At 62.2% G+C, this 19,852-nt stretch carries 17 protein-coding genes; 8 read left to right on the top strand and 9 right to left on the bottom strand.

Translation table 11 applies throughout. The annotated features are described in order from the left end of the window. Window positions 1-6: 6 nt before the first annotated feature. Window positions 7-693 (bottom strand): YggS family pyridoxal phosphate-dependent enzyme, encoded by a 687-nt coding sequence (locus tag AB4O45_RS11360; RefSeq protein ID WP_071172225.1) that lies wholly within the window; start codon window positions 691-693, stop codon window positions 7-9. A 56-nt stretch (window positions 694-749) separates the two neighbouring features. On the opposite strand from AB4O45_RS11360, the gene AB4O45_RS11355 reads away from it, so the two are divergent. Next, window positions 750-1,784: a type IV pilus twitching motility protein PilT gene (locus AB4O45_RS11355; RefSeq protein ID WP_041476813.1), complete on the top strand. Its 1,035-nt coding sequence runs from the start codon at window positions 750-752 to the stop codon at window positions 1,782-1,784. A 150-nt stretch (window positions 1,785-1,934) separates the two neighbouring features. On the opposite strand, the gene AB4O45_RS11350 is transcribed toward AB4O45_RS11355, so the two are convergent. Continuing rightward, window positions 1,935-2,552: a C40 family peptidase gene (locus tag AB4O45_RS11350; protein WP_024014657.1), complete on the bottom strand. Its 618-nt coding sequence runs from the start codon at window positions 2,550-2,552 to the stop codon at window positions 1,935-1,937. A 248-nt stretch (window positions 2,553-2,800) separates the two neighbouring features. Between AB4O45_RS11350 and AB4O45_RS11345 the strand changes: the two genes are divergently transcribed. Continuing rightward, window positions 2,801-3,235 carry an NINE protein gene (locus AB4O45_RS11345; protein ID WP_016772734.1) on the top strand — a complete coding sequence of 145 codons (435 nt, stop codon included), beginning with the start codon at window positions 2,801-2,803 and terminating at the stop codon, window positions 3,233-3,235. Window positions 3,236-3,318: 83 nt separating this feature from the next. On the opposite strand, the gene AB4O45_RS11340 is transcribed toward AB4O45_RS11345, so the two are convergent. The 7 genes from AB4O45_RS11340 to gshB form a co-directional block, all read right to left on the bottom strand. Next, a complete protein-coding gene (locus AB4O45_RS11340; RefSeq protein ID WP_150743563.1) occupies window positions 3,319-4,590 on the bottom strand; it encodes a dihydroorotase in 1,272 nt (423 codons plus the stop codon). Beyond that, a complete protein-coding gene (locus tag AB4O45_RS11335) occupies window positions 4,587-5,591 on the bottom strand; it encodes an aspartate carbamoyltransferase catalytic subunit (protein WP_016772736.1) in 1,005 nt (334 codons plus the stop codon). Before AB4O45_RS11335 ends, AB4O45_RS11340 begins: the two co-directional genes overlap by 4 nt. A 27-nt stretch (window positions 5,592-5,618) precedes the next feature. After that, window positions 5,619-6,125 (bottom strand): bifunctional pyr operon transcriptional regulator/uracil phosphoribosyltransferase PyrR, encoded by a 507-nt coding sequence (gene pyrR, locus AB4O45_RS11330; protein WP_016772737.1) that lies wholly within the window; start codon window positions 6,123-6,125, stop codon window positions 5,619-5,621. A gap of 81 nt (window positions 6,126-6,206) precedes the next feature. Further along, window positions 6,207-6,644 (bottom strand): Holliday junction resolvase RuvX, encoded by a 438-nt coding sequence (gene ruvX, locus AB4O45_RS11325; RefSeq protein ID WP_041476809.1) that lies wholly within the window; start codon window positions 6,642-6,644, stop codon window positions 6,207-6,209. Then, window positions 6,644-7,216: a YqgE/AlgH family protein gene (locus tag AB4O45_RS11320; RefSeq protein ID WP_016772739.1), complete on the bottom strand. Its 573-nt coding sequence runs from the start codon at window positions 7,214-7,216 to the stop codon at window positions 6,644-6,646. The genes ruvX and AB4O45_RS11320 overlap by 1 nt, the downstream gene beginning before the upstream one ends. A gap of 135 nt (window positions 7,217-7,351) precedes the next feature. Then, window positions 7,352-8,251: an energy transducer TonB gene (locus tag AB4O45_RS11315; RefSeq protein ID WP_039757551.1), complete on the bottom strand. Its 900-nt coding sequence runs from the start codon at window positions 8,249-8,251 to the stop codon at window positions 7,352-7,354. 107 nt (window positions 8,252-8,358) lie between these two features. Beyond that, window positions 8,359-9,330: a glutathione synthase gene (gene gshB, locus AB4O45_RS11310; RefSeq protein WP_056786399.1), complete on the bottom strand. Its 972-nt coding sequence runs from the start codon at window positions 9,328-9,330 to the stop codon at window positions 8,359-8,361. Window positions 9,331-9,555: 225 nt separating this feature from the next. Here gshB and pilG point away from each other — a divergent pair, with 225 nt between their 5' ends. From pilG to AB4O45_RS11280, 6 genes are all read left to right on the top strand, one after another. Next, window positions 9,556-9,960 carry a twitching motility response regulator PilG gene (gene pilG, locus AB4O45_RS11305; RefSeq protein ID WP_016772743.1) on the top strand — a complete coding sequence of 135 codons (405 nt, stop codon included), beginning with the start codon at window positions 9,556-9,558 and terminating at the stop codon, window positions 9,958-9,960. 60 nt (window positions 9,961-10,020) lie between these two features. Then, window positions 10,021-10,386, top strand: coding sequence for a twitching motility response regulator PilH (gene pilH, locus AB4O45_RS11300; RefSeq protein WP_016772744.1), 366 nt, complete (start codon window positions 10,021-10,023; stop codon window positions 10,384-10,386). A 10-nt stretch (window positions 10,387-10,396) separates the two neighbouring features. After that, on the top strand, window positions 10,397-10,936 hold the full coding sequence (locus AB4O45_RS11295) for a chemotaxis protein CheW (RefSeq protein ID WP_016772745.1): 540 nt from the start codon (window positions 10,397-10,399) through the stop codon (window positions 10,934-10,936). Window positions 10,937-11,145: 209 nt separating this feature from the next. After that, the gene (locus AB4O45_RS11290; RefSeq protein WP_041476807.1) at window positions 11,146-13,194 is read left to right on the top strand and encodes a methyl-accepting chemotaxis protein; all 2,049 of its coding nucleotides are present in this window, start codon (window positions 11,146-11,148) and stop codon (window positions 13,192-13,194) included. A gap of 11 nt (window positions 13,195-13,205) precedes the next feature. Then, window positions 13,206-19,121, top strand: a complete 5,916-nt coding sequence (locus AB4O45_RS11285) for an Hpt domain-containing protein (protein ID WP_460161406.1) — start codon at window positions 13,206-13,208, stop codon at window positions 19,119-19,121. Further along, window positions 19,114-19,584 carry a chemotaxis protein CheW gene (locus AB4O45_RS11280; RefSeq protein ID WP_071172230.1) on the top strand — a complete coding sequence of 157 codons (471 nt, stop codon included), beginning with the start codon at window positions 19,114-19,116 and terminating at the stop codon, window positions 19,582-19,584. Before AB4O45_RS11285 ends, AB4O45_RS11280 begins: the two co-directional genes overlap by 8 nt. Window positions 19,585-19,852 lie beyond the last annotated feature (268 nt).

Genomic DNA, 19,852 nt, shown 5'->3' with positions numbered 1-19,852 from the left:
AAACGTTCAAGACTGGGAATAATCTCTGGCGCCAAACAGCGCGGTACCGATCCGCACCCAGGTGGCGCCTTGGGCAATGGCCGACTCGAGGTCGTGGCTCATGCCCATGGACAATGTGTCGAGCGGCAGAGCGAGGCTCGCCTGCAATGTCTGCACGGCGGCGAAGGCAGCGTCCTGTTCAGCGCGCTCTTCGGTCGGCTCGGGAATCGCCATCAGTCCGCGCAATTTCAGCCGGGGCAGGGCGCTGATGGCCTCGGCCAGCGCCGGCAGATCGGCCGGGGTGCAACCGGATTTGCTCGCCTCGCCGCTGACATTGACCTGAATGCAGATGTTCAGGGGCGGCAGTTCGGCCGGGCGCTGCTCGGACAGGCGTTGGGCAATTTTCAGACGATCCACGGAGTGCACCCAGTCGAAATGCTCGGCAATCGCGCGAGTCTTGTTCGATTGAATGGGGCCGATGAAGTGCCAGATCAAGGGCAGGTCGGCCAGCTCCAGCTGTTTGCCCAAAGCTTCCTGCAAGTAGTTCTCGCCGAAGTCGCGCAGGCCGGCGGCATAGGCTTCACGCAGGGCCTGGGCGGGTTTGGTCTTGCTCACGGCGAGCAAATGGATGCTGTTTTCGTCGCGGTGCGCAGCTTTCGCCGCTGCCTGGATGCGCGAACTAACCTGAAGGATGTTGTCTGCTATCGTGGACATCAAGAGGCGCCGGCGGTCTGTAGGTTCGCGGCATTCTACTGGAATTGAGGGACGCTATGGATATCACTGAACTGCTGGCCTTCAGCGCCAAACAGGGCGCTTCCGACCTGCACCTGTCGGCCGGCCTGCCGCCGATGATCCGTGTCGATGGCGACGTGCGACGGATCAATCTGCCGGCGCTGGATCACAAGCAAGTGCACGAGCTGATCTACGACATCATGAACGACACCCAGCGCATCGAATTCGAGAAAAATCTGGAAACGGATTTTTCCTTTGATGTACCCGGGGTGGCGCGCTTTCGGGTCAATGCATTCAACCAGAACCGTGGCGCTGGCGCCGTGTTCCGCACTATTCCGTCGAAAGTGCTGAGCATGGAAGACCTCGCCATGGGCGATGTTTTCCGCAAGATCACCGATGCGCCGCGCGGGCTGGTGCTGGTCACCGGGCCGACCGGCTCCGGCAAATCGACCACGCTGGCGGCGATGATCGATTACCTCAACACCCATCGCCATCACCACATCCTCACCATTGAGGACCCCATCGAGTTCGTCCATGAATCGCGCAAATGCCTGATCAATCAGCGCGAAGTCCATCGCGATACGCGCAGCTTCGCCACCGCACTGCGCTCGGCGCTGCGTGAAGACCCGGACGTGATTCTGGTCGGCGAGATGCGTGATCTGGAAACCATTCGCCTGGCGCTGACCGCCGCCGAGACCGGGCATCTGGTGTTCGGCACGCTGCACACGACCTCAGCGGCGAAGACCATCGACCGCGTGGTCGACGTGTTTCCCGGCGACGAGAAATCGATGGTGCGTTCGATGCTGTCAGAGTCGTTGCTGGCGGTGGTGTCGCAGACGTTGATCAAGAAGATCGGCGGCGGGCGGGTGGCGGCGCATGAAATCATGCTCGGGACATCGGCGATCCGTAACCTGATCCGCGAGGACAAGGTGGCGCAGATGTATTCGGCGATTCAGACCGGTGGGTCGTTGGGGATGCAGACACTCGATATGTGCCTGAAGGATCTGGTGACCAAGGGCCTGATCAGCCGCGAGCATGCGCGGGAGAAGGCGCGTACGCCTGATAATTTCTGAGGGTCGCTGGTGCGGCTGCCGGCCCCTTCGCGAGCAGGCTCGCTCCCACATCAAACCGCATTCCTTCAGCTGGAATGCATTCTTCTGTGGGAGCGAGCCTGCTCGCGAAAAGGCCGGTACTGCTGAAGCTGATTCAGGAGATCAAACAGCTCAGCGCTGGACTACGCGCAGCTGCTGTTGTTCTTTCGGCAATACGCGCTTGGCCACGACGTAATGCTTTTCCCAGTACGGCTTGTTCAGCGTGTCGATGCTCACCGCTTTGCCACGGCGCGGGGCGTGGATGAAGCGGTCGTTGCCCAGGTAGATGGCAACGTGGTTGACCCGACGGCTCTTGATGTTGAAGAAAATCAGATCGCCCGGCTTCAGATCCTTGCGCTCGACTTTCTCGCCGTGACCGCTGGCCATGGCATTGGAGGTGCGTGGCAGGTCGAAAGTAGCGTCGTTGAACGCGTATTTCACCAGACCGCTGCAATCGAAGCCTTTACTTGGGCTGCTGCCGCCCCAACGATAAGGTGTACCGAGGACGTTTACCGCACGGCTCAGCACATTGCTGCTTTCCTTGCTCGCCATCGGTGGCACCAGCTTGCTGCGGCTCTTGCTGCTCAGCGTGGTGGTCTTGCTCTTGCTGCTTTTGCTCGATGGAGCCGAAGCATGGGATTTAGGGGTGAAGCCGTTGACGTTGGGAAGACGTTGCTCACGATTGGTGGCGTGGGCGGCCAGTGGCATTAATAGGCAAATAGTCAGCCATGTCTTGAAAAATGGTCGCATTAGGCGTGGCTCATAAGTGATAGCGCGCAACTTTATAACAGCTTTTTTTGCCGTTCCGAGGCCGTTCATCGATTCATTCGGCTGGCTACGGAACCAAAAACGCTCAAAAAGTACGCAATTGTCCGACAGAAGTCAGGTTCTACAAGGGTTTCGCGCTAGCAACGGTAACATTTGCCATACGTCGGCCACCTGTAAAAAAGTCACAAAGAAATGAAGAATATTTATCTATCGAGTGCAATGAGGTCTTAATGAACAGCTATCAGCTACCCCGCGTGAAAGAAAAAGACACTCACAGCAAAGTCATCGGCTACCTGCTGTGGATTTTCGGATTCACTGGCGCGCACCGCTTTTATTACGGCAAACCGGTGACCGGGACGATCTGGTTCTTCACCTTCGGTTTGCTGGGGATTGGCTGGCTGATCGACCTGTTTCTGATCCCGGCGATGGATCGCGAAGCGGACCTGCGCTTTGCCGCCGGGCCGATCGAGTACAACGTCGCGTGGATTCTGCTGACCTTCCTCGGTGTGTTCGGCGTGCACCGGATGTATCAGGGCAAATGGATCAGCGGCTTGCTGTATCTGCTGACCGGCGGGTTGTTCTTTATTGGCGTGCTGTATGACTTCTGGACGCTGAACGATCAGGTGTCGGTGCGCAACGCGCAGAATCGCGGCGCCTTCCAGTAAGCTTTCGCGAGCAGGCTCGCTCCCACAGGAATCACCGCAATACCTGTGGGAGCGAGCCTGCTCGCGAAGGGGTCAACTGGCTATCAAGCCTGGTGCGTAATCCGCCCATCTACCAGCGTATAGCGCACCACGCCCGGCAGACTGTGGCCGATGAACGGGCAGTTCTCGCCCTTCGACAGCCAGTGTTCACCGGCCACCGTCGAAGACTTCGGATCGAACAGCACGATATCCGCCGCGCCGCCTACCGCCAGTTTGCCCGCCGGCAGGCGCAGCGCTTCGGCCGGGCCTGCGCTCAACCGAGCCAATAGCGTCGGCAAGTCGAGCAAACCATCCTCAACCAGCGTCATCGCCAGCGGCAGCAGCAACTCAACACTGCTGATGCCCGGCTCGGTGGCGCCGAACGGGGCCAGTTTGGCGTCGCGCTCGTGGGGCTGGTGATGGCTGGAAATGGCCGAGACCACCCCGGACTTCACTGCCTCACGCAGGCCATCGCGATCGGCGCGGGTGCGCAGCGGCGGTTGCACGTGGTAGAGGCTGTTGAAGTCGATCAGCGCTTCGTCAGTCAGGATCAGCTGATACAGCGCAACATCCGCCGTTACCTTCAAGCCACGGGCCTGGGCCTGGGCAATCAGCGCCACACCGCGCGCACTGGTCAGCTGGCTGAAATGCGCACGCACGCCGGTCTGCTCGACCAGCAGCAGATCGCGAGCCAGCGCCACGGTTTCGGCGGTTTCCGGGATGCCCGGCAGGCCAAGGAAACTGGCGACCGCGCCTTCGTGGGCCAGACCGCCCTCGGCCAGATCGTGATCCTGCGAGTTGAAGATCACCGTCAGGTCGAAAGTCGCCGCATATTCCAGCGCCCGGCACAGGGTGCGGCTGTTGCGAAAGCTCTCCAGACCGTTGCCGAACGCCACGCATCCGGCGTCGCGCAAGGCCACCAGTTCGGCCAATTGCTCACCGTCGAGACCTTTGCTCAGCGCGCCGATCGGGAACACCTTGGTGTTGCCGGCTTCGCGGGCGCGGTCGAGGATCAGTTCGGCGACGGCTGAGGTGTCGAGCACCGGTCTGGTCTTCGGTGGGCAGCACAGGCTGGTCACGCCACCGGCAGCGGCGGCGCGGGTTTCGCTGACGATCGAGCCTTTGCGGCTGTAACCCGGCTCGCGCAGGGCGACATTGAGATCGACCAGGCCAGGTGCGGCGACCAGACCTTGGGCATCGATGGTTTCTACTGCGCTGAAACCGGCCGGTGCGGCGCCGAGGGCGACGATCTTGCAGGCTTCAACGTGGATGTCGGTGATTTGATCCAGGCCGCTGCTGGGATCGATAACGCGTGCGCCGAGAATGCTGAGCTTCACTGGGCGTTCTCCTGCTCGAATTGACGTTGCGCAGTCTGCCCGCTCATGGCCATGGACAGCACGGCCATACGAATCGCGATGCCGTAGGTCACTTGATTGAGGATCACCGAGTGCGGGCCGTCGGCCACCGCCGACTCGATCTCCACGCCACGGTTGATCGGCCCCGGGTGCATGACGATGCAATCGGGTTTGGCCCCGGCCAGACGCGCGGTGGTCAGGCCGAACAGGCGGTAGAACTCGCCTTCGCTGGGCAGCAGGCCACCGGTCATGCGTTCACGCTGCAGGCGCAGCATGATCACCACGTCGACGTCTTTCAGGCCTTCAGCCATGTCGGTGTAGACCTTGACGCCGTATTGCTCGATGCCGATCGGCAGCAGGGTTTTCGGCGCGATCACGCGGATATCCGGGCAGCCGAGGGTTTTCAGCGCGAGCATGTTCGAGCGCGCCACCCGCGAATGCAGGATGTCGCCGACGATCGCCACCGAGAGGTTTTCGAAACCGCCCTTGTGCCGACGGATGGTGAGCATGTCGAGCATGCCTTGGGTCGGGTGCGCATGCCGGCCGTCGCCGCCGTTGATGATCGCCACCTGCGGGCAGACATGCTCGGCGATGAAGTGCGCCGCGCCCGAGTCGCCGTGGCGAACGACGAACATGTCGGCGGCCATCGCCTCAAGGTTGCGCAGGGTATCGAGTAACGTTTCGCCCTTGCTCGCCGACGATGTCGACACGTTCAGGGTGATCACGTCTGCCGACAACCGTTGGGCCGCCAGTTCAAACGTGGTGCGGGTGCGCGTGGAGTTTTCGAAGAACACGTTGCACACGGTCTTGCCGCGCAGCAACGGGACTTTCTTCACCGCCCGGGCACCGACTTCAAGGAACGAGTCGGCAGTGTCGAGGATTTCCGTCAGCAACTCGCGGCGCAGGCCGTCGAGCGAGAGGAAGTGGCGCAGCTGGCCCTGATCATTGAGCTGCAGCGGGCGCTTGGTATCTAGAGGCGTCATCGCGAGGGGGACTCTCAATAGGGCGGATTAAAGGGTGACGTCTTGCAGTTCGAGCGTCAGCGGCTCGGGGCCGGACAACTTGACCCGCTGGTTGCCGGCCAGGGTCAGGGTGGCGCCGACCACGTTGGGGCGGATCGGCAGCTCGCCGGCGTCCAGGTCCAGCAGGCAGACCAGGGTGACGCTGGCCGGGCGGCCGTAATCGAACAATTCATTCATGGCGGCGCGGATAGTCCGACCGCTCATCAGCACGTCGTCGATCAGCACCAGATGCTGGCCTTCGATCTCGAAGGGCAGGGCGGACGGGCGCACTTGCGGGTGCAGGCCATTCTGGCTGAAGTCATCGCGATAGAAGGACACATCCAGCGTGCCCAGTGGCGCATCGCTGTTCAGTTCCTTGAGCAGCGCCTGCGCGACCCAGATGCCGCCGGTGCGGATACCGATGTAACGCGGTTCGCTGATGTCACGCTGGGCAAGGTGCGCCTTGAGGCGGGTCGCCATCTGGCTGATCAGATCGGCGGGATTGGGCAGGCTCATGGTTGCTCCTTCGTGATTCCGCGCTGCGTCCTGCTGGACGAAGCTCGGTTTATAACCAAAAGAAAAGCGCCGAAGCGCTTGTCAGGATTCAAACAATGCAGTGTTTTCATCGAGCCAGCCCTGCAGCAGCAGGGCAGCGGCGATGGCGTCCACCGGGTTGTCGCGGTAACTGCCTTTCTGCCCGCCACGCACCAGTCGCTCGCCCTTGGCTTCGAAAGTGGTCAGGCGTTCGTCGTGGGTATAGAAGGGCAGGTTGTAGCGGCCGTTGAGGCGGCGGGCGAATTTCTCGGCGCGTACGCACATGTCGCTGGGCGTGCCGTCCATGTTCAGCGGCAGGCCGACCACCACGGCGTCGGGTTTCCATTCTTTTATTAGCGCTTCGACCTGATCCCAGTTCGGCACGCCGTTCTGCGCTTTCAAAGTGCACAGCTCGCGGGCCTGGCCGGTGATGACCTGGCCGACCGCGACGCCGATCTGTTTGGTGCCGTAGTCGAAGCCGAGAATCAGGCGCAGGGCCATCAGGCGTGACCTGCCTGGCTGGTGAGCAGATTGAGATCGATGCCCAAGTGCCGCGCTGCCGCTTCCAGGCGCAATTCGCTGCGGGTGTTGAACAGTATGTCGGCGTTGAAAGGGCAGGTCAGCCAGGCGTTGTCGGCCAGTTCGGCTTCCAGTTGCCCGGCTTCCCAGCCGGCGTAACCGAGGGTGATCAGGCTCTGCGCGGGGCCGACGCCGTCAGCGATGGCGAACAGCACGTCCTGCGAAGTCGACAGGGCCAGGTCGCCGTCCAGCTGCGCCGTGGCCTGGAACGTTTGGCCCGCCGGGTGCAGGACAAAACCGCGATCGGTCTGCACCGGCCCGCCGATGAAGATCGGCACATCCTGGCAGCGTGCCGGCGGCTCGATGTCCGGGCGCAGCTGTTCGAGGATGTCGGCCAGGTTCAAGTCTTGCGGCCTGTTGACCACCAGCCCCATCGCGCCATTGGCCGTGTGCTCGACGATGTAGGTCAAGGTGTGGGCAAAGTTCGGGTCGGCCATGTGTGGCATGGCGATCAGGAAGTGATGCTTGAGGTAGCTGGGGCTGACGTTTTTCATGAGCGCTAGTGTGGCGTCGCAAGGGCGAACTGACAAGCTGAGGCTTTAAAAGATCGCAGCCTTCGGCAGCTCCTACAGGGTGTACGCAGGCCCACTGTAGGAGCTGCCGAAGGCTGCGATCTTTTGATTTTGCTCTTAATTGCTTGAGAGCTTGTCGCCCCGGGCAAATTTCCAGGTGCGGATGATTTCCAGGCGGTCGATGTCCGACAGATCGCCGGTAAACGGTGCAAACGGCGCGGCCAGGCGGACGATGCGCTGCGCGGCCTGATCGAGCAGCGGCTGGCCGGAGGATTCGAGCACCAGCACCTCATACAGCGAACCGTCGCGGTTGATCGAGACCATCAGGCGCAAATTGCCGTAGATCTGCTTGCGCCGTGCTTCTTCGGGGTAGTTGAGGTTGCCGATGCGCTCGACCTTCTTGCGCCAGTCGTCCTTGTACCAGGCGCCCTTGTCGCGCATGGTCGAGGCCGCGCTCAAGCGGTGGATGCGCGGGCGTTTGGCGTACAGCTGTTGTTCCTTGGCCAGCTCTGCTTCGAGGCTGGCGATGTCGCTGGACAACTGCGAGCTGTCGAACACCGGCGCGTCGACGGTCGGTTTGACTTCGGTTTTGCTTTCTTCTTTCTTGGTCGGCGCCTTTTTCGGTTTCGGCGCGACGGTGGTCACCGCTGCCTTCGGTGCGGCTTCCTGCACCACTGGCTTGGCGGCGGGCGGCGGGGTGACCTTTTTGACCTGATTGTCCTGGAAAGGCGCGACTTCAGTGGTCTTGGGCAGGGCCTTCTTATCGAGCGTGCCGCTGCCTTCCTGGTTTTCCTGAGCGAGAAAATCTGCCTTTTCCGGCTTCTTCTCGGCCTTGAAGGTGGCCAGGGTGATTTCCAGGGTTTTGCTGATCTGCTGCGGCTCGACCATGGTGAAGCCGACGCCGAGCAGCAGCGCCAGGTGAATCAGCGCCGCGAGAAACAGGGTAAAACCGAGGCGATCGGCCGGGCGCACGCCACGATGGGCGAGTTCAGCGGGCAGATCGGACGGGAGGGTCATGACAAGAAAACCAACATCGCGTTTTTCAGAGGCTGCGCATGATAACGCAATGTTGGTTTCGCGCCTTGGGCTTCACGCTTCAAGCGACAGGCTGCATGTGACGTACATCAAGCTTGTGGCTTTTTGCCGGCCGCTTGCAGCTTTTTATCGATCGCATCCATCAGCATCCCGCCGATATCAGTGCCGAACGCATTGTCGATTTCACGGATGCAGGTCGGGCTGGTGACGTTGATTTCGGTCAGGTGCTCGCCGATCACGTCGAGGCCGACAAACAGCAAGCCTTTCTCGCGCAAGGTCGGGCCGACCTGGGCGGCGATCCAGCGATCCTTCTCGGTCAGCGGACGCGCTTCGCCACGGCCACCGGCGGCGAGGTTGCCACGGGTTTCGCCCAGCGCCGGAATCCGCGCCAGGCAGTAATCCACCGGCTCGCCATCGATCATCAGGATGCGCTTGTCGCCATCGACGATCGCCGGCAGGTAACCCTGAATCATGATCTGCTGCTTGCCGTGCAGGGTCAGGGTTTCGAGGATCACCGAGAGGTTCGGGTGGCCGGCGGTGTGGCGGAAGATCGACGAACCGCCCATGCCGTCCAGCGGCTTGAGGATCACGTCACCGTGATGGTCGGCGAACTCACGCAATACGTCCGGGCGGCGGCTGACGATGGTCGGCGGCGTGCACTGCGGAAACAGCGTGGCGAACAGCTTTTCATTGCAGTCGCGCAGGCTCTGCGGCTTGTTCACCACCAGCACGCCGGCGGCTTCGGCCTGTTCCAGCAAGTAAGTGGAGTAGACGAACTCCATGTCGAACGGCGGATCCTTGCGCATCAGGATCACGTCCAGGTCGCTCAGCAGCTTGTCCTGTTCGGCGTCCAGCTCGAACCATTTGTCCGGGTTGGCGAAGACTTTCAGCGGGCTCATCCGCGCCCGCGCCTGGCCTTCGGCCTGATACAGGTCTTTCTGTTCCATGTAGAACAGTTCCCAGCCACGCTTCTGCGCGGCCAGCAGCATGGCCAGCGAGCTATCCTTTTTATAGGAGATGCTGGCGATAGGGTCCATGACAATCCCGACGCGAACGCTCATTGGGTTTTCCTCGAAATTTGGCTACCGGATCGGTATTGAAAAAGTGCCGCCAGAGTGGCGCCGGGCGGGTTTCGGGTCAAGGAAAAACCCGTCGATAGATTGCATCTGGAGACTGTGCTAAAAAGGCTGGCAGATCGCGCCGCCCCATGGGTTTCAAGGGTTTCAGGCCATTATTCACAGCAAAACGGACAATTTGATTCGCAAAGGCGACGGTAGAACCCTCTTATGGAACAGCAGTCCAGCGCCTTGAAGGTCATGGTGATCGACGACTCGAAAACGATTCGCCGCACCGCCGAAACATTGTTGAAGAATGTCGGTTGCGAAGTGATCACCGCCATCGACGGTTTCGATGCGCTGGCGAAGATTGCCGACCACCATCCCGGGATCATCTTTGTCGACATCATGATGCCGCGTCTGGACGGTTATCAGACCTGCGCCCTGATCAAGAACAACAGCGCCTTCAAGGCGACGCCGGTGATCATGCTGTCGTCCAGGGACGGTCTGTTCGACAAGGCCAAGGGGCGGATTGTCGGCTCTGATCAATTTCTGACCAAGCCGTTCAGCAAAGAAGAACTGCTCAACGCGATCCAGGCCCATGTTCCGGGCTTCGCCGCCGTTTTGCCGCAGTAAGACACGCACAGTGACGCTCGGCCAGCGGGCCGGCAGTCGACCAGAAAAATGGGGAAGACCATGGCACGTATCCTGATCGTCGATGATTCGCCGACTGAAATGTACAAACTCACCGGCATGCTCGAAAAGCACGGCCATGAAGTGCTCAAGGCCGAGAACGGCGCCGACGGCGTGGCCTTGGCCCGTCAGGAAAAACCCGACGCGGTGCTGATGGACATCGTCATGCCTGGCCTCAACGGTTTTCAGGCGACCCGGCAGTTGACCAAGGATGCCGACACGGCGCACATCCCGGTGATCATCATCACCACCAAGGATCAGGAGACCGACAAGGTCTGGGGCACCCGCCAGGGCGCCAAGGATTACCTGACCAAACCGGTCGACGAAGACACCCTGATCAAGACCCTGAACAACGTACTCAACGGCTGATCGCGCGATCATGAACGAATCGCTGACCGCGTTCGAACTGCTCTGGCAGATCGACCAGCGCTGCCGCCTGCTGGCAGCGGACCTGCCGTCGCAAGCGGCGCGCCCGGATCGCTGGAGCGGCATCGGCTTTCGCCTCGGCGAACATTGGTATGTGGCGCCGATGGGCGAAGTCAGCGAAGTCCTGCATGAACCGCGCTTCACCCAGTTGCCCGGGGTCAAGCCGTGGGTCAAGGGTGTCGCCAATCTGCGCGGGCGGCTGCTGCCGATCATGGACCTGTGCGGCTTCTTCGGCCATGAGCTGTCGCCGCTGCGCAAACAACGGCGGGTATTGGTGGTGGAACATGAAGACGTGTTCGCCGGGGTAATGGTCGACGAAGTCATCGGCTTGCAGCATTTCGAACAGGGCAGTTTCGAGCCGCTGTCGATCAGCAAGCGCCAGGGCTCCAAGGCCGAATTCGTCAAAGGCTATTTCCGCCGTGAACAGAACTGGCGGGTGTTCAGCCTGTTCGCACTGGCCAGGTCTCCGGTGTTCATGGGTGTGGCTCTATAGCACGAACAACAGAACCCATGTGGACGCGGGCCATGTGGCGAGGGGATTTATCCCCGTTGGGTCGCGCAGCGGCCCCAAAAACTGCAATGCCTGACACCGTCAGCGCATGCGATATTTTTGCGACTGCTTCGCAGCCGAACGGGGATAAATCCCCTCGTCACAAGGCTCGCTCCCACAAGGGCCATGGCAGGTTTCATAGGCGAGGACCGATGACAAAAGCAAAAACAGGCAAGTCGGCAGAAGCATCACGCAGTCGCGCACAGATCATTGTGCTGTTTATCGCACTGATCGTGTTCATCATGCTGCTGTTCGCCAACTTCGCGTACCTCAACACCCAGGCGAACTACGACAAGCAGTACATCGGCCATGCCGGCGAACTGCGCGTGCTCTCGCAACGCATCGCCAAGAACGCCACCGAAGCGGCGGCGGGCAAGGCTGCGGCGTTCAAGCTGCTCAGTGATGCGCGCAACGATTTTGCCCAGCGCTGGGGCTACCTGAAGAAGGGTGACCCGAACACCGGCCTGCCGCCGGCACCCGTCGCCGTGCGCCCGGAAATGCGCGCGGTGCAGATGGACTGGGAGCGCCTGTTGAAAAACACCGATGCGATCCTCAGCAGCGAACAGACCGTGCTGTCGCTGCATCAGGTCGCCGCGACGTTGGCAGAAACCGTGCCGCAGTTGCAGATCGAATACGAAAAAGTCGTGGAAATCCTCCTCCAGCGCGGCGCTCCGGCGGCGCAGGTGGCAATGGCGCAACGGCAATCGCTACTGGCTGAACGCATTCTTGGCGCAGTCAACACCGTGCTCGCCGGTGACGAAAATTCACAGCAGGCCGCCGACGCCTTTGGCCGCGATGCCGCGCGTTTCGGCCTGGTGCTTAACGGCATGTTGCAAGGCAACCCGGCGCTGAAAATCAGCCAGGTCGAAGACCGCGACGCCCGTGCGCGTTTGAGCGAAATTTCCGAGCTGTTCCAGTTCGTTTCCGGCTCCGTGGATGAAATCCTCGAAACCTCGCCGGAGCTGTTCAAGGTCCGCGAGTCGGCCAGCAACATCTTCACCCTGTCGCAAACCCTGCTCGACGAAGCCTCACACCTTGCTACAGGTTTCGAGCATCTGGCCGGCGGGCGCAACACCGACACCATTGGCGGCTATGTGCTGGGCTTGCTGGCGCTCGCCTCGATCATCCTCATCGGTCTGGTCATGGTCCGCGAAACCAATCGCCAGTTGCGTGAAACCGCCGAGAAGAACGAGCGCAACCAGAACGCGATCATGCGCCTGCTCGACGAAATCGAAGACCTCGCCGATGGCGACCTCACCGTGACCGCTTCGGTGACCGAAGACTTCACCGGCACCATCGCCGACTCGATCAACTATTCCGTCGACCAATTGCGCGATCTGGTCGCCACCATCAACCTCACCGCCGGCCAGGTTGCCGCCGCCGTGCAGGAAACCCAGGCCACCGCCATGCATCTGGCCCAAGCGTCTGAGCAACAGGCCCAGCAGATTTCCGAAGCTTCGACGGCGATCAGCGACATGGCCGAGTCCATCGATCAGGTCTCGGCCAACGCTGCCGAATCGTCGGCGGTGGCCGAGCGTTCCGTGGAAATCGCCAACAAGGGCAACGAGGTGGTGCACAACACCATCCACGGTATGGACAACATCCGCGAACAGATTCAGGACACCGCCAAGCGCATCAAGCGCCTCGGCGAGTCCTCTCAGGAAATCGGCGACATCGTCAGCCTGATCGACGACATCGCCGACCAGACCAACATTCTCGCCCTCAACGCGGCGATCCAGGCGTCGATGGCCGGTGATGCCGGGCGCGGTTTTGCCGTGGTTGCCGACGAAGTGCAACGGCTGGCCGAACGTTCGTCCGCCGCGACCCGGCAGATCGAAACCCTGGTGCGGGCGATTCAGGCCGACACCAACGAAGCGGTGATTTCCATGGAACAGACCACCACCGAAGTGGTGCGCGGCGCGCGACTGGCGCAGGATGCCGGTGTGGCCCTGGAAGAAATCGAAGGCGTATCCAAGACCCTCGCGGCGCTGATCCAGAGCATTTCCAACGCGGCGCAGCAGCAGACCTCCTCGGCCGGGCAGATCTCGCTGACGATGAACGTGATCCAGCAGATCACCTCGCAGACTTCGTCGGGGTCCACGGCCACCGCCGAGAGCATCGGCAACCTGGCGAAAATGGCCAGTCAGTTGCGCCGTTCGGTGTCCGGTTTCACCTTGCCGGCGGCGACAGATAAAGCGTGAGTGGAGTGGTTATGGGTGATCGGCACGACTACGTGGCCCTGGAATGGGTCAAGGGCGAAATTGCCGAAACGCTGAAGCTGGCGCATCAGGCGATCGAGGCCGTGCTCGACGATCCGCAGGCCTTCCCCGGGCTGGACGAATGTCTGGCGTACATTCATCAGGTCCACGGCAGTCTGCAAATGGTCGAGTTCTACGGCGCAGCGTTACTGGCCGAAGAAATGGAGCACTTGGTCGAAGCCCTGCAACATGATCGTGTACCGCACCGCGACGAAGCCCTGCACCTGCTGCTGCAAGCTCTGGGGCAACTGCCGCTTTACCTTGACCGCGTGCAGAGCGCCCGCCGCGACCTGCCGCTGGTGGTGTTGCCGCTGATCAACGATCTGCGCAGCGCTCGCGGTGAAAGCCTGCTGGCGGAAACCAGCCTGTTCAGCCCGCCACTGCCCGAGCTGGCGCCGCTCGGCGACGAGGCACTCGCCGCGCTGGAACCGCCCGATCTGCCGAACGTGCTGCGCAAACTGCGGCAGATGCTGCAAATGGCTCTGGTCGGTCTGCTGCGCGAACAGGACGACCAGACGCACCTTGGCTATCTGGCCAAAGTCTTCAGCCGTCTCGAAGCGCTGAGCGGCGACGCGCCGTTGAGCCCTTTGTGGCAAATCGCCTCGGCATTGGTCGAGGGCATGCGCGAGGGCGTCATCGCCAACAGTCCGGCGCTGCGCAGCCTGTTCAAGGACACCGACCAAGAGCTCAAGCGCCTGCTCGAGCAGGGCATCGTCGGGCTCAATCAGCCGGCGCCGGCCGAGCTGCTGAAAAGCCTGTTGTTCTATATTGCCAAAGCCGAACATCCCACCGGGCAGATGCTGACCATGAAAGATCACTACTCCCTGGACGACGCGTTGCCCGACAGCGCGATGGTCGATGAAGAACGCGCACGCCTCGCCGGCCCCGACCGCGATGCCATGCGCTCGGTGCTGGCGGCGCTGTGCGAAGAGCTGGTGCGGGTCAAGGAGCGCCTCGATCTGTTCGTGCGCAGCGACCGCCAGCACGCCTCGGATCTGGACAGCCTGCTCGCGCCGCTGCGGCAGATTGCCGACACCCTCGCGGTGCTTGGTTTCGGCCAGCCGCGCAAAGTCATCATCGACCAACTGGCAGTGGTGCTCAGCCTCGCCCAAGGCCAGCGCGAACCGAACGACGCTATCCTCATGGACGTCGCCGGGGCCTTGCTCTACGTCGAAGCGACGCTGGCCGGCATGGTCGGCACGGTGGAGACGCAAAGCGCCGAAGACGCACGCCTGCCGACCACCGACCTGACGCAGATCCATCAGATCGTGATCAAGGAAGCGCGCATCTGCCTGCAACAGGCCAAGGACATGATCGTCGACTACATCGACGCCGATTGGGACCGCCAGCATCTGCAACCGCTGCCCGAACTGCTGACGCAGGTGCGCGGAGCGCTGGCGATGATTCCGCTGGCCCGCGCGGCGAGTCTGGTCGAGGCCTGCAACGGTTTCATTCGCGAGCATTTGATGCTCGATGCCCACGAACCGGGCTGGGAACAACTCGATCATCTGGCCGATGTGATCAGCAGCCTGGAGTATTACCTCGAACGCCTGAGCGACGACCCGCAGGCGCCCGCCGAGCATCTGCTCGATGTCGCGCAAAACAGCCTTGCCAGCCTCGGCTTCTTTGCCAACGAGCAGCCCGGCGAAGCGCAAGTGCCGGTGCTCGATGAGGTGCTCAGCCCCAGCGAAGCGCAGCTCATGCAGGATCTGCAAACCCTTGACGACCCTGACGTCGTGCAGTCGCTCGCCGAGGTGCTGGCCAGCCCGGTGTCGGCGCTCAACCCGCCGGCGCGCAACACCCCTGACAGCCTGATGCCGCCGCCGACCGATGAAGAACCGGTCGACGATGAACTGCGCGAAGTATTCCTCGAAGAGACCGACGAAGTCCTCGCGGTCCTCCACGAATACCTGCCGCGCTGGACCGCCAATCCGCAGGACCGCGCCGCACTGACCGAACTGCGCCGGGCCTTTCATACCCTGAAGGGCAGCGGGCGCATGGTCCGTGCCTTGGTCCTTGGCGAACTGGCCTGGGCCGTGGAAAATCTGCTCAACCGCGTGCTCGAACAAAGCGTCGAGCCCGGCGCAGTGCTGCGCCAGTTGCTCGGCGACACGCTGTTGCTGCTGCCCGAGCTGATCAACGAATTCGCCACCCAGCGTCAGCGCCAACGCAGCGATGTCGACCAACTCGCCGCCCGCGCCCACGCGTTGGCCAAAGGCGATGAGCCGCTGGCTGCCGAAGACACCGACGACGTCGCCGCGCTCGATCCGCTGCTGCTGGAAATCTTCCGCAAAGAAGCCGAAACCCACCTCGCCAGCCTCAACCGTTTCCTCGATCAGGCCGCCGAACAGGTGCCGTTGCCGGCCAGCGACGAACTGCAACGGGCGCTGCACACGCTCAAGGGCAGTGCCTCGATGGCCGGCGTATTGCCGATGGCCGAACTGGCGGCTTCGCTGGATCAACTGGCCCGCGAGTTCAAGGCGCATCAGTTGCCGCTGGATCTGGACGAGGTTGAATTGCTGCTCGAAGCCGAGGGCTTGTTCCGCGTCGGCCTGCGTCAGCTCAAACACGATCCGCTGGCGCCGATTGTCGGTGCGCAGTCGCTGATCAAACGCACCGAGGCGCTGCTCGCCGAGCGCCTGCAAGCCAGCTCCGATGGCGCTGACAGCGGCCTGCGCCTCAAGCGCGATCCGCAGCTGATCAACAACTTCCTCGCCCAGGGCATGGACATCCTCCTCGACGCCGAAAACCTCTTGCAGCGCTGGCAGCAACACCCCGGCGAGCGCCAGGAACTCAGCGCCTTGCTCGATGAGCTGACCACTCTGGGCGAGGGCGCGCACCTTGCCGATCTGCTTCCGGTCGATGGCCTCTGCGAAGCTTTGCTCGACCTGTATGGCGCGGTGGAAGAAAGCAGCCTGGCGGTCAGTGAGCGGTTTTTCCACGAGGCGCAACTGGCCCACGAAGCGCTGATCAACATGCTCGACGAGCTCGCTGCCGGCCAGGAAATCACCGCGCAACCGGAGCGGATTCGTGCCTTGCAGGAACTGCTCGACGAAGGCCTCGACCCGGCGGCGATGGGCCTGATCCGCAGCGACGGCAGTCGCACCCTGGACATTCGCGAACTGGGCAGCGCCACCGCCCAATTGCAGCAATCGGTTGCCGCCCTTGAGCCTGACGACGAGATCGTCGAAATCTTCCTCGAAGAGGCAGTGGACATTCTCGACAGCGCCGGGCAAGCCTTGCAGCGCTGGCGCAAGGACCCGGACAACGCCGCGCCGCTGTCGTCATTGCAGCGCGACTTGCACACGCTGAAGGGCGGCGCGCGCATGGCCGAAGTCGAGGCCGTCGGCGACCTTGCCCAGGAGCTGGAAAACCTCTACGAAGGGCTGGTCGATCGGCGTTACAGCCACAGCGTCGTGCTCGAAGGTTTGCTCCAGCAAAGTCACGAGCGTTTGGCGCTGATGCTGGAGCAACTGCAAGCGCATCAAGCGCTGACCCCGGCGCAGGATCTGATCGACGCGATCCGTCAATTGCGTCAGGGCCAGGCCGCCAGCGAATCTGCCCCCGCAGCGGTCGAACACGACAACGCCGGGCATGACCCGGAACTGTTGGAAATCTTCCTCGAAGAAGGTTTCGACATCATCGAAAGCTCCGGCGCCGCGCTGTTGCGCTGGCAGGCCGAGCCGGGTAACCGTCAGGAGATTGAAACCCTGCTGCGCGATCTACACACCCTCAAGGGTGGCGCGCGGATGGTCGAAATCGGCCCGATCGGCGACCTCGCCCATGAGCTGGAATTTCTCTACGAAAGTCTCTCTAGCGGTGCGCTGCAACCGTCTGCCGAACTGTTTGCGCTGGTGCAACGCGGCCATGACCGACTGGCGCAAATGCTCGATGGTGTGCGCGCCGGGCAGCCGTGCCCACCGGCCGATCGGCTGATCAGCGCGATCCAGAATTTCAGTCACCCGGTGCAGGTTGAAGCGCCACCGGCGCCGGTCGCGGCACCGGTGGCCAAGCCCGAGGCTGCGCCACCGGCCGCCGATGCTGGCGCGGACATGGTCAAGGTCTCGTCCGAGCTGCTTGATGAACTGGTCAATCTGGCCGGGGAAACCTCGATCTTTCGTGGGCGAATCGAGCAGCAAGTCAACGATGCGCAGATTGCTCTCAACGAGATGGAAACCACCATCGAGCGCATGCGCGATCAGTTGCGCCGCCTCGACACCGAAACCCAAGGGCGCATCCTCAGCCGCCAGCAAGTCGATGGCGAACGCCTCGGTTATGAAGACTTCGATCCGCTGGAAATGGACCGCCATTCGCAGCTCCAGCAACTGTCGCGGGCGCTGTTCGAATCCGCTTCTGACCTGCTCGACCTCAAGGAAACCCTCGACCGCCGCAACCACGATGCGGAGAACCTGTTGCAGCAACAGGGGCGGATCAACACCGAATTGCAGGAAGGCCTGATGCGCACGCGCATGGTGCCGTTCGAACGCATGGTGCCGCGTCTGAAACGCATCGTTCGTCAGGTCGCCGAAGAGCTGGGCAAGGATGTCGCTTTTGTCGTCGGCAATGCCGATGGCGAGATGGATCGCAATGTGCTGGAACGCATGGCCGCGCCGCTGGAACACATGCTGCGCAACGCCGTCGACCATGGCCTCGAACCCGCCGATGTGCGGCTGGCGGCAGGCAAACCGGCGCAAGGGCAGATCACCCTTGATCTGTCCCGCGAAGGCGGTGACATGGTTTTCGACATCCGCGACGACGGCGCCGGGGTGCCGCTGGAAGCCGTGCGGCGCAAGGCGATCAAACGCGGCTTGCTGGCGCCCGACGCCGAGATCAGCGACCGCGACGTGTTGCAGTTCATCCTTCAGCCGGGTTTCTCCACGGCGGAAAAGATCACCCAGATTTCCGGGCGTGGCGTCGGCATGGACGTGGTCCACGAAGAGGTGCGTCAGCTCGGCGGCAGCATGAGTATCGATTCGGTGCCGGGGCAGGGCGTGCATTTCCGCATTCGCCTGCCGTTCACCGTGTCGGTCAACCGCGCGCTGATGGTGCAGTGCGCTGAGGATCAATACGCGATTCCGCTGAACACCATCGAAGGCATCGTGCGTGTGTTGCCGAATGATCTGGAAGGGCACTTCCGGCAGGATCCACCGAGTTATCAATACGGCGGCCAGCGTTATGAGCTGTGCTACCTGGGCGAGCTGTTGAAGACTGCGCCACGGCCAAAACTGCTCGGGCAGAACCTGCCGTTGCCGGTGCTGCTGGTGCATTGCAACGACCGCCATGTTGCGGTGCTGGTCGACGCCATGGCCGGCACTCGCGAGATCGTGGTCAAGAGCCTCGGCCCGCAGTTCGCGGCGGTGCAGGGCGTGTCGGGGGCGACGATTCTCGGCGACGGCCGGGTGGTGTTGATTCTGGATCTGCTCGCACCGATCCGCGCGATGCAGGCGCGCCTAGCGCAAGAGCCGGCGCGCACGGAGATCGACAGCGAACCGCACAAGCCGCTGCTGATCATGGTCGTCGATGACTCGGTGACGGTGCGCAAGGTCACCAGCCGTTTGCTCGAGCGCCACGGCATGAACGTGCTGACTGCCAAGGACGGCGTCGATGCGATGCTGCTCCTCGAAGAACACACGCCCGACCTGATGCTGCTCGACATCGAAATGCCGCGCATGGACGGCTTCGAAGTCGCCACCCAGGTACGCGCCGACGAACGCCTGTGCCACTTGCCAATCATCATGATCACCTCGCGCACCGGGCAGAAACACCGCGACCGCGCCATGGCCATCGGCGTCAACGACTACCTCGGCAAGCCGTATCAGGAATCGGTGTTGCTGGAGAGCATCGCCCAGTGGAGCAAGAAACATGCATGAGCACCGGCACAACCCGCGCACCAGCCAGCTCACCGGGCTGTTGCTGCCGCTGGCCGATCGCAACCTGATCCTGCCCAATGTCGCCATCGCCGAGCTGATCGACTACCAGGCCAGCGCCTTCGATCTCGACACGCCGCCGTGGTACCTGGGCCGGGTAACGTGGCGCGAGCGGCAGATTCCGTTGATCAGTTTCGAATCGGCCTGCGGGCAGAAAATCGTCATCGGCGAACGGGCGCGGATCGTCATCCTGAATGCGCTGGGCGGCTTGCCCGAGCTGAGATTCATCGCCCTGTTGGTGCAGGGGATTCCTCGGTCGTACAAGCTGGACAGTCAGTTGAGTTATGTCGATGTGCCGTTGTGTGCGCTGGAGCAGGCGGCGGTGCAGGTCGGCGAGCAGGTGGCGAAGGTGCCGGATTTGTTGGGGCTGGAGCAGTTACTGGTGGATGCGGGATTGGCCCGCTGATCCAAGGCTTGACTGATCATTCCCACGCTCCGCGTGGGAATGCAGCCCGGGACGCTCCGCGTCCCATCAAGAGCCGAACGCGGAGCGTCCGTGGAGGCATTCCCACGGAGAGCGTGGGAACGATCAAAAGCCCCTCACCCCAGCCCTCTCCCAAAGGGAGAGGGAGCCGACCGAGGTGTCTCGCGTCCTACATCGACCTGAATGACCGAGTCGATTATGGATTCACTACAACGGGCTCAGGTCAGCGTCATTCCCAAGCATCCCCCAA

The sequence above is a fragment of the Pseudomonas sp. S2_B10 genome (assembly GCF_054668425.1).
This window is presented reverse-complemented; position numbering and strand designations above follow the sequence as displayed.

Excerpts from the sequence above, each read along its gene's own strand:
- AB4O45_RS11295 (WP_016772745.1), top strand. The coding sequence starts at position 10,397 with ATGAACGAATCGCTGACCGCGTTCGAACTGCTCTGGCAGATCGACCAG.
- AB4O45_RS11280 (WP_071172230.1), top strand. The coding sequence starts at position 19,114 with ATGCATGAGCACCGGCACAACCCGCGCACCAGCCAGCTCACCGGGCTG.
- gshB (WP_056786399.1), bottom strand. The coding sequence starts at position 9,330 with ATGAGCGTTCGCGTCGGGATTGTCATGGACCCTATCGCCAGCATCTCC.
- AB4O45_RS11285 (WP_460161406.1), top strand. The coding sequence starts at position 13,206 with ATGGGTGATCGGCACGACTACGTGGCCCTGGAATGGGTCAAGGGCGAA.
- ruvX (WP_041476809.1), bottom strand. The coding sequence starts at position 6,644 with ATGGCCCTGCGCCTGATTCTCGGCTTCGACTACGGCACCAAACAGATC.
- AB4O45_RS11335 (WP_016772736.1), bottom strand. The coding sequence starts at position 5,591 with ATGACGCCTCTAGATACCAAGCGCCCGCTGCAGCTCAATGATCAGGGC.
- AB4O45_RS11320 (WP_016772739.1), bottom strand. The coding sequence starts at position 7,216 with ATGAAAAACGTCAGCCCCAGCTACCTCAAGCATCACTTCCTGATCGCC.
- pilG (WP_016772743.1), top strand. The coding sequence starts at position 9,556 with ATGGAACAGCAGTCCAGCGCCTTGAAGGTCATGGTGATCGACGACTCG.
- AB4O45_RS11350 (WP_024014657.1), bottom strand. The coding sequence starts at position 2,552 with ATGCGACCATTTTTCAAGACATGGCTGACTATTTGCCTATTAATGCCA.
- AB4O45_RS11345 (WP_016772734.1), top strand. The coding sequence starts at position 2,801 with ATGAACAGCTATCAGCTACCCCGCGTGAAAGAAAAAGACACTCACAGC.
- AB4O45_RS11290 (WP_041476807.1), top strand. The coding sequence starts at position 11,146 with ATGACAAAAGCAAAAACAGGCAAGTCGGCAGAAGCATCACGCAGTCGC.
- AB4O45_RS11360 (WP_071172225.1), bottom strand. The coding sequence starts at position 693 with ATGTCCACGATAGCAGACAACATCCTTCAGGTTAGTTCGCGCATCCAG.
- pyrR (WP_016772737.1), bottom strand. The coding sequence starts at position 6,125 with ATGAGCCTGCCCAATCCCGCCGATCTGATCAGCCAGATGGCGACCCGC.
- pilH (WP_016772744.1), top strand. The coding sequence starts at position 10,021 with ATGGCACGTATCCTGATCGTCGATGATTCGCCGACTGAAATGTACAAA.
- AB4O45_RS11355 (WP_041476813.1), top strand. The coding sequence starts at position 750 with ATGGATATCACTGAACTGCTGGCCTTCAGCGCCAAACAGGGCGCTTCC.
- AB4O45_RS11315 (WP_039757551.1), bottom strand. The coding sequence starts at position 8,251 with ATGACCCTCCCGTCCGATCTGCCCGCTGAACTCGCCCATCGTGGCGTG.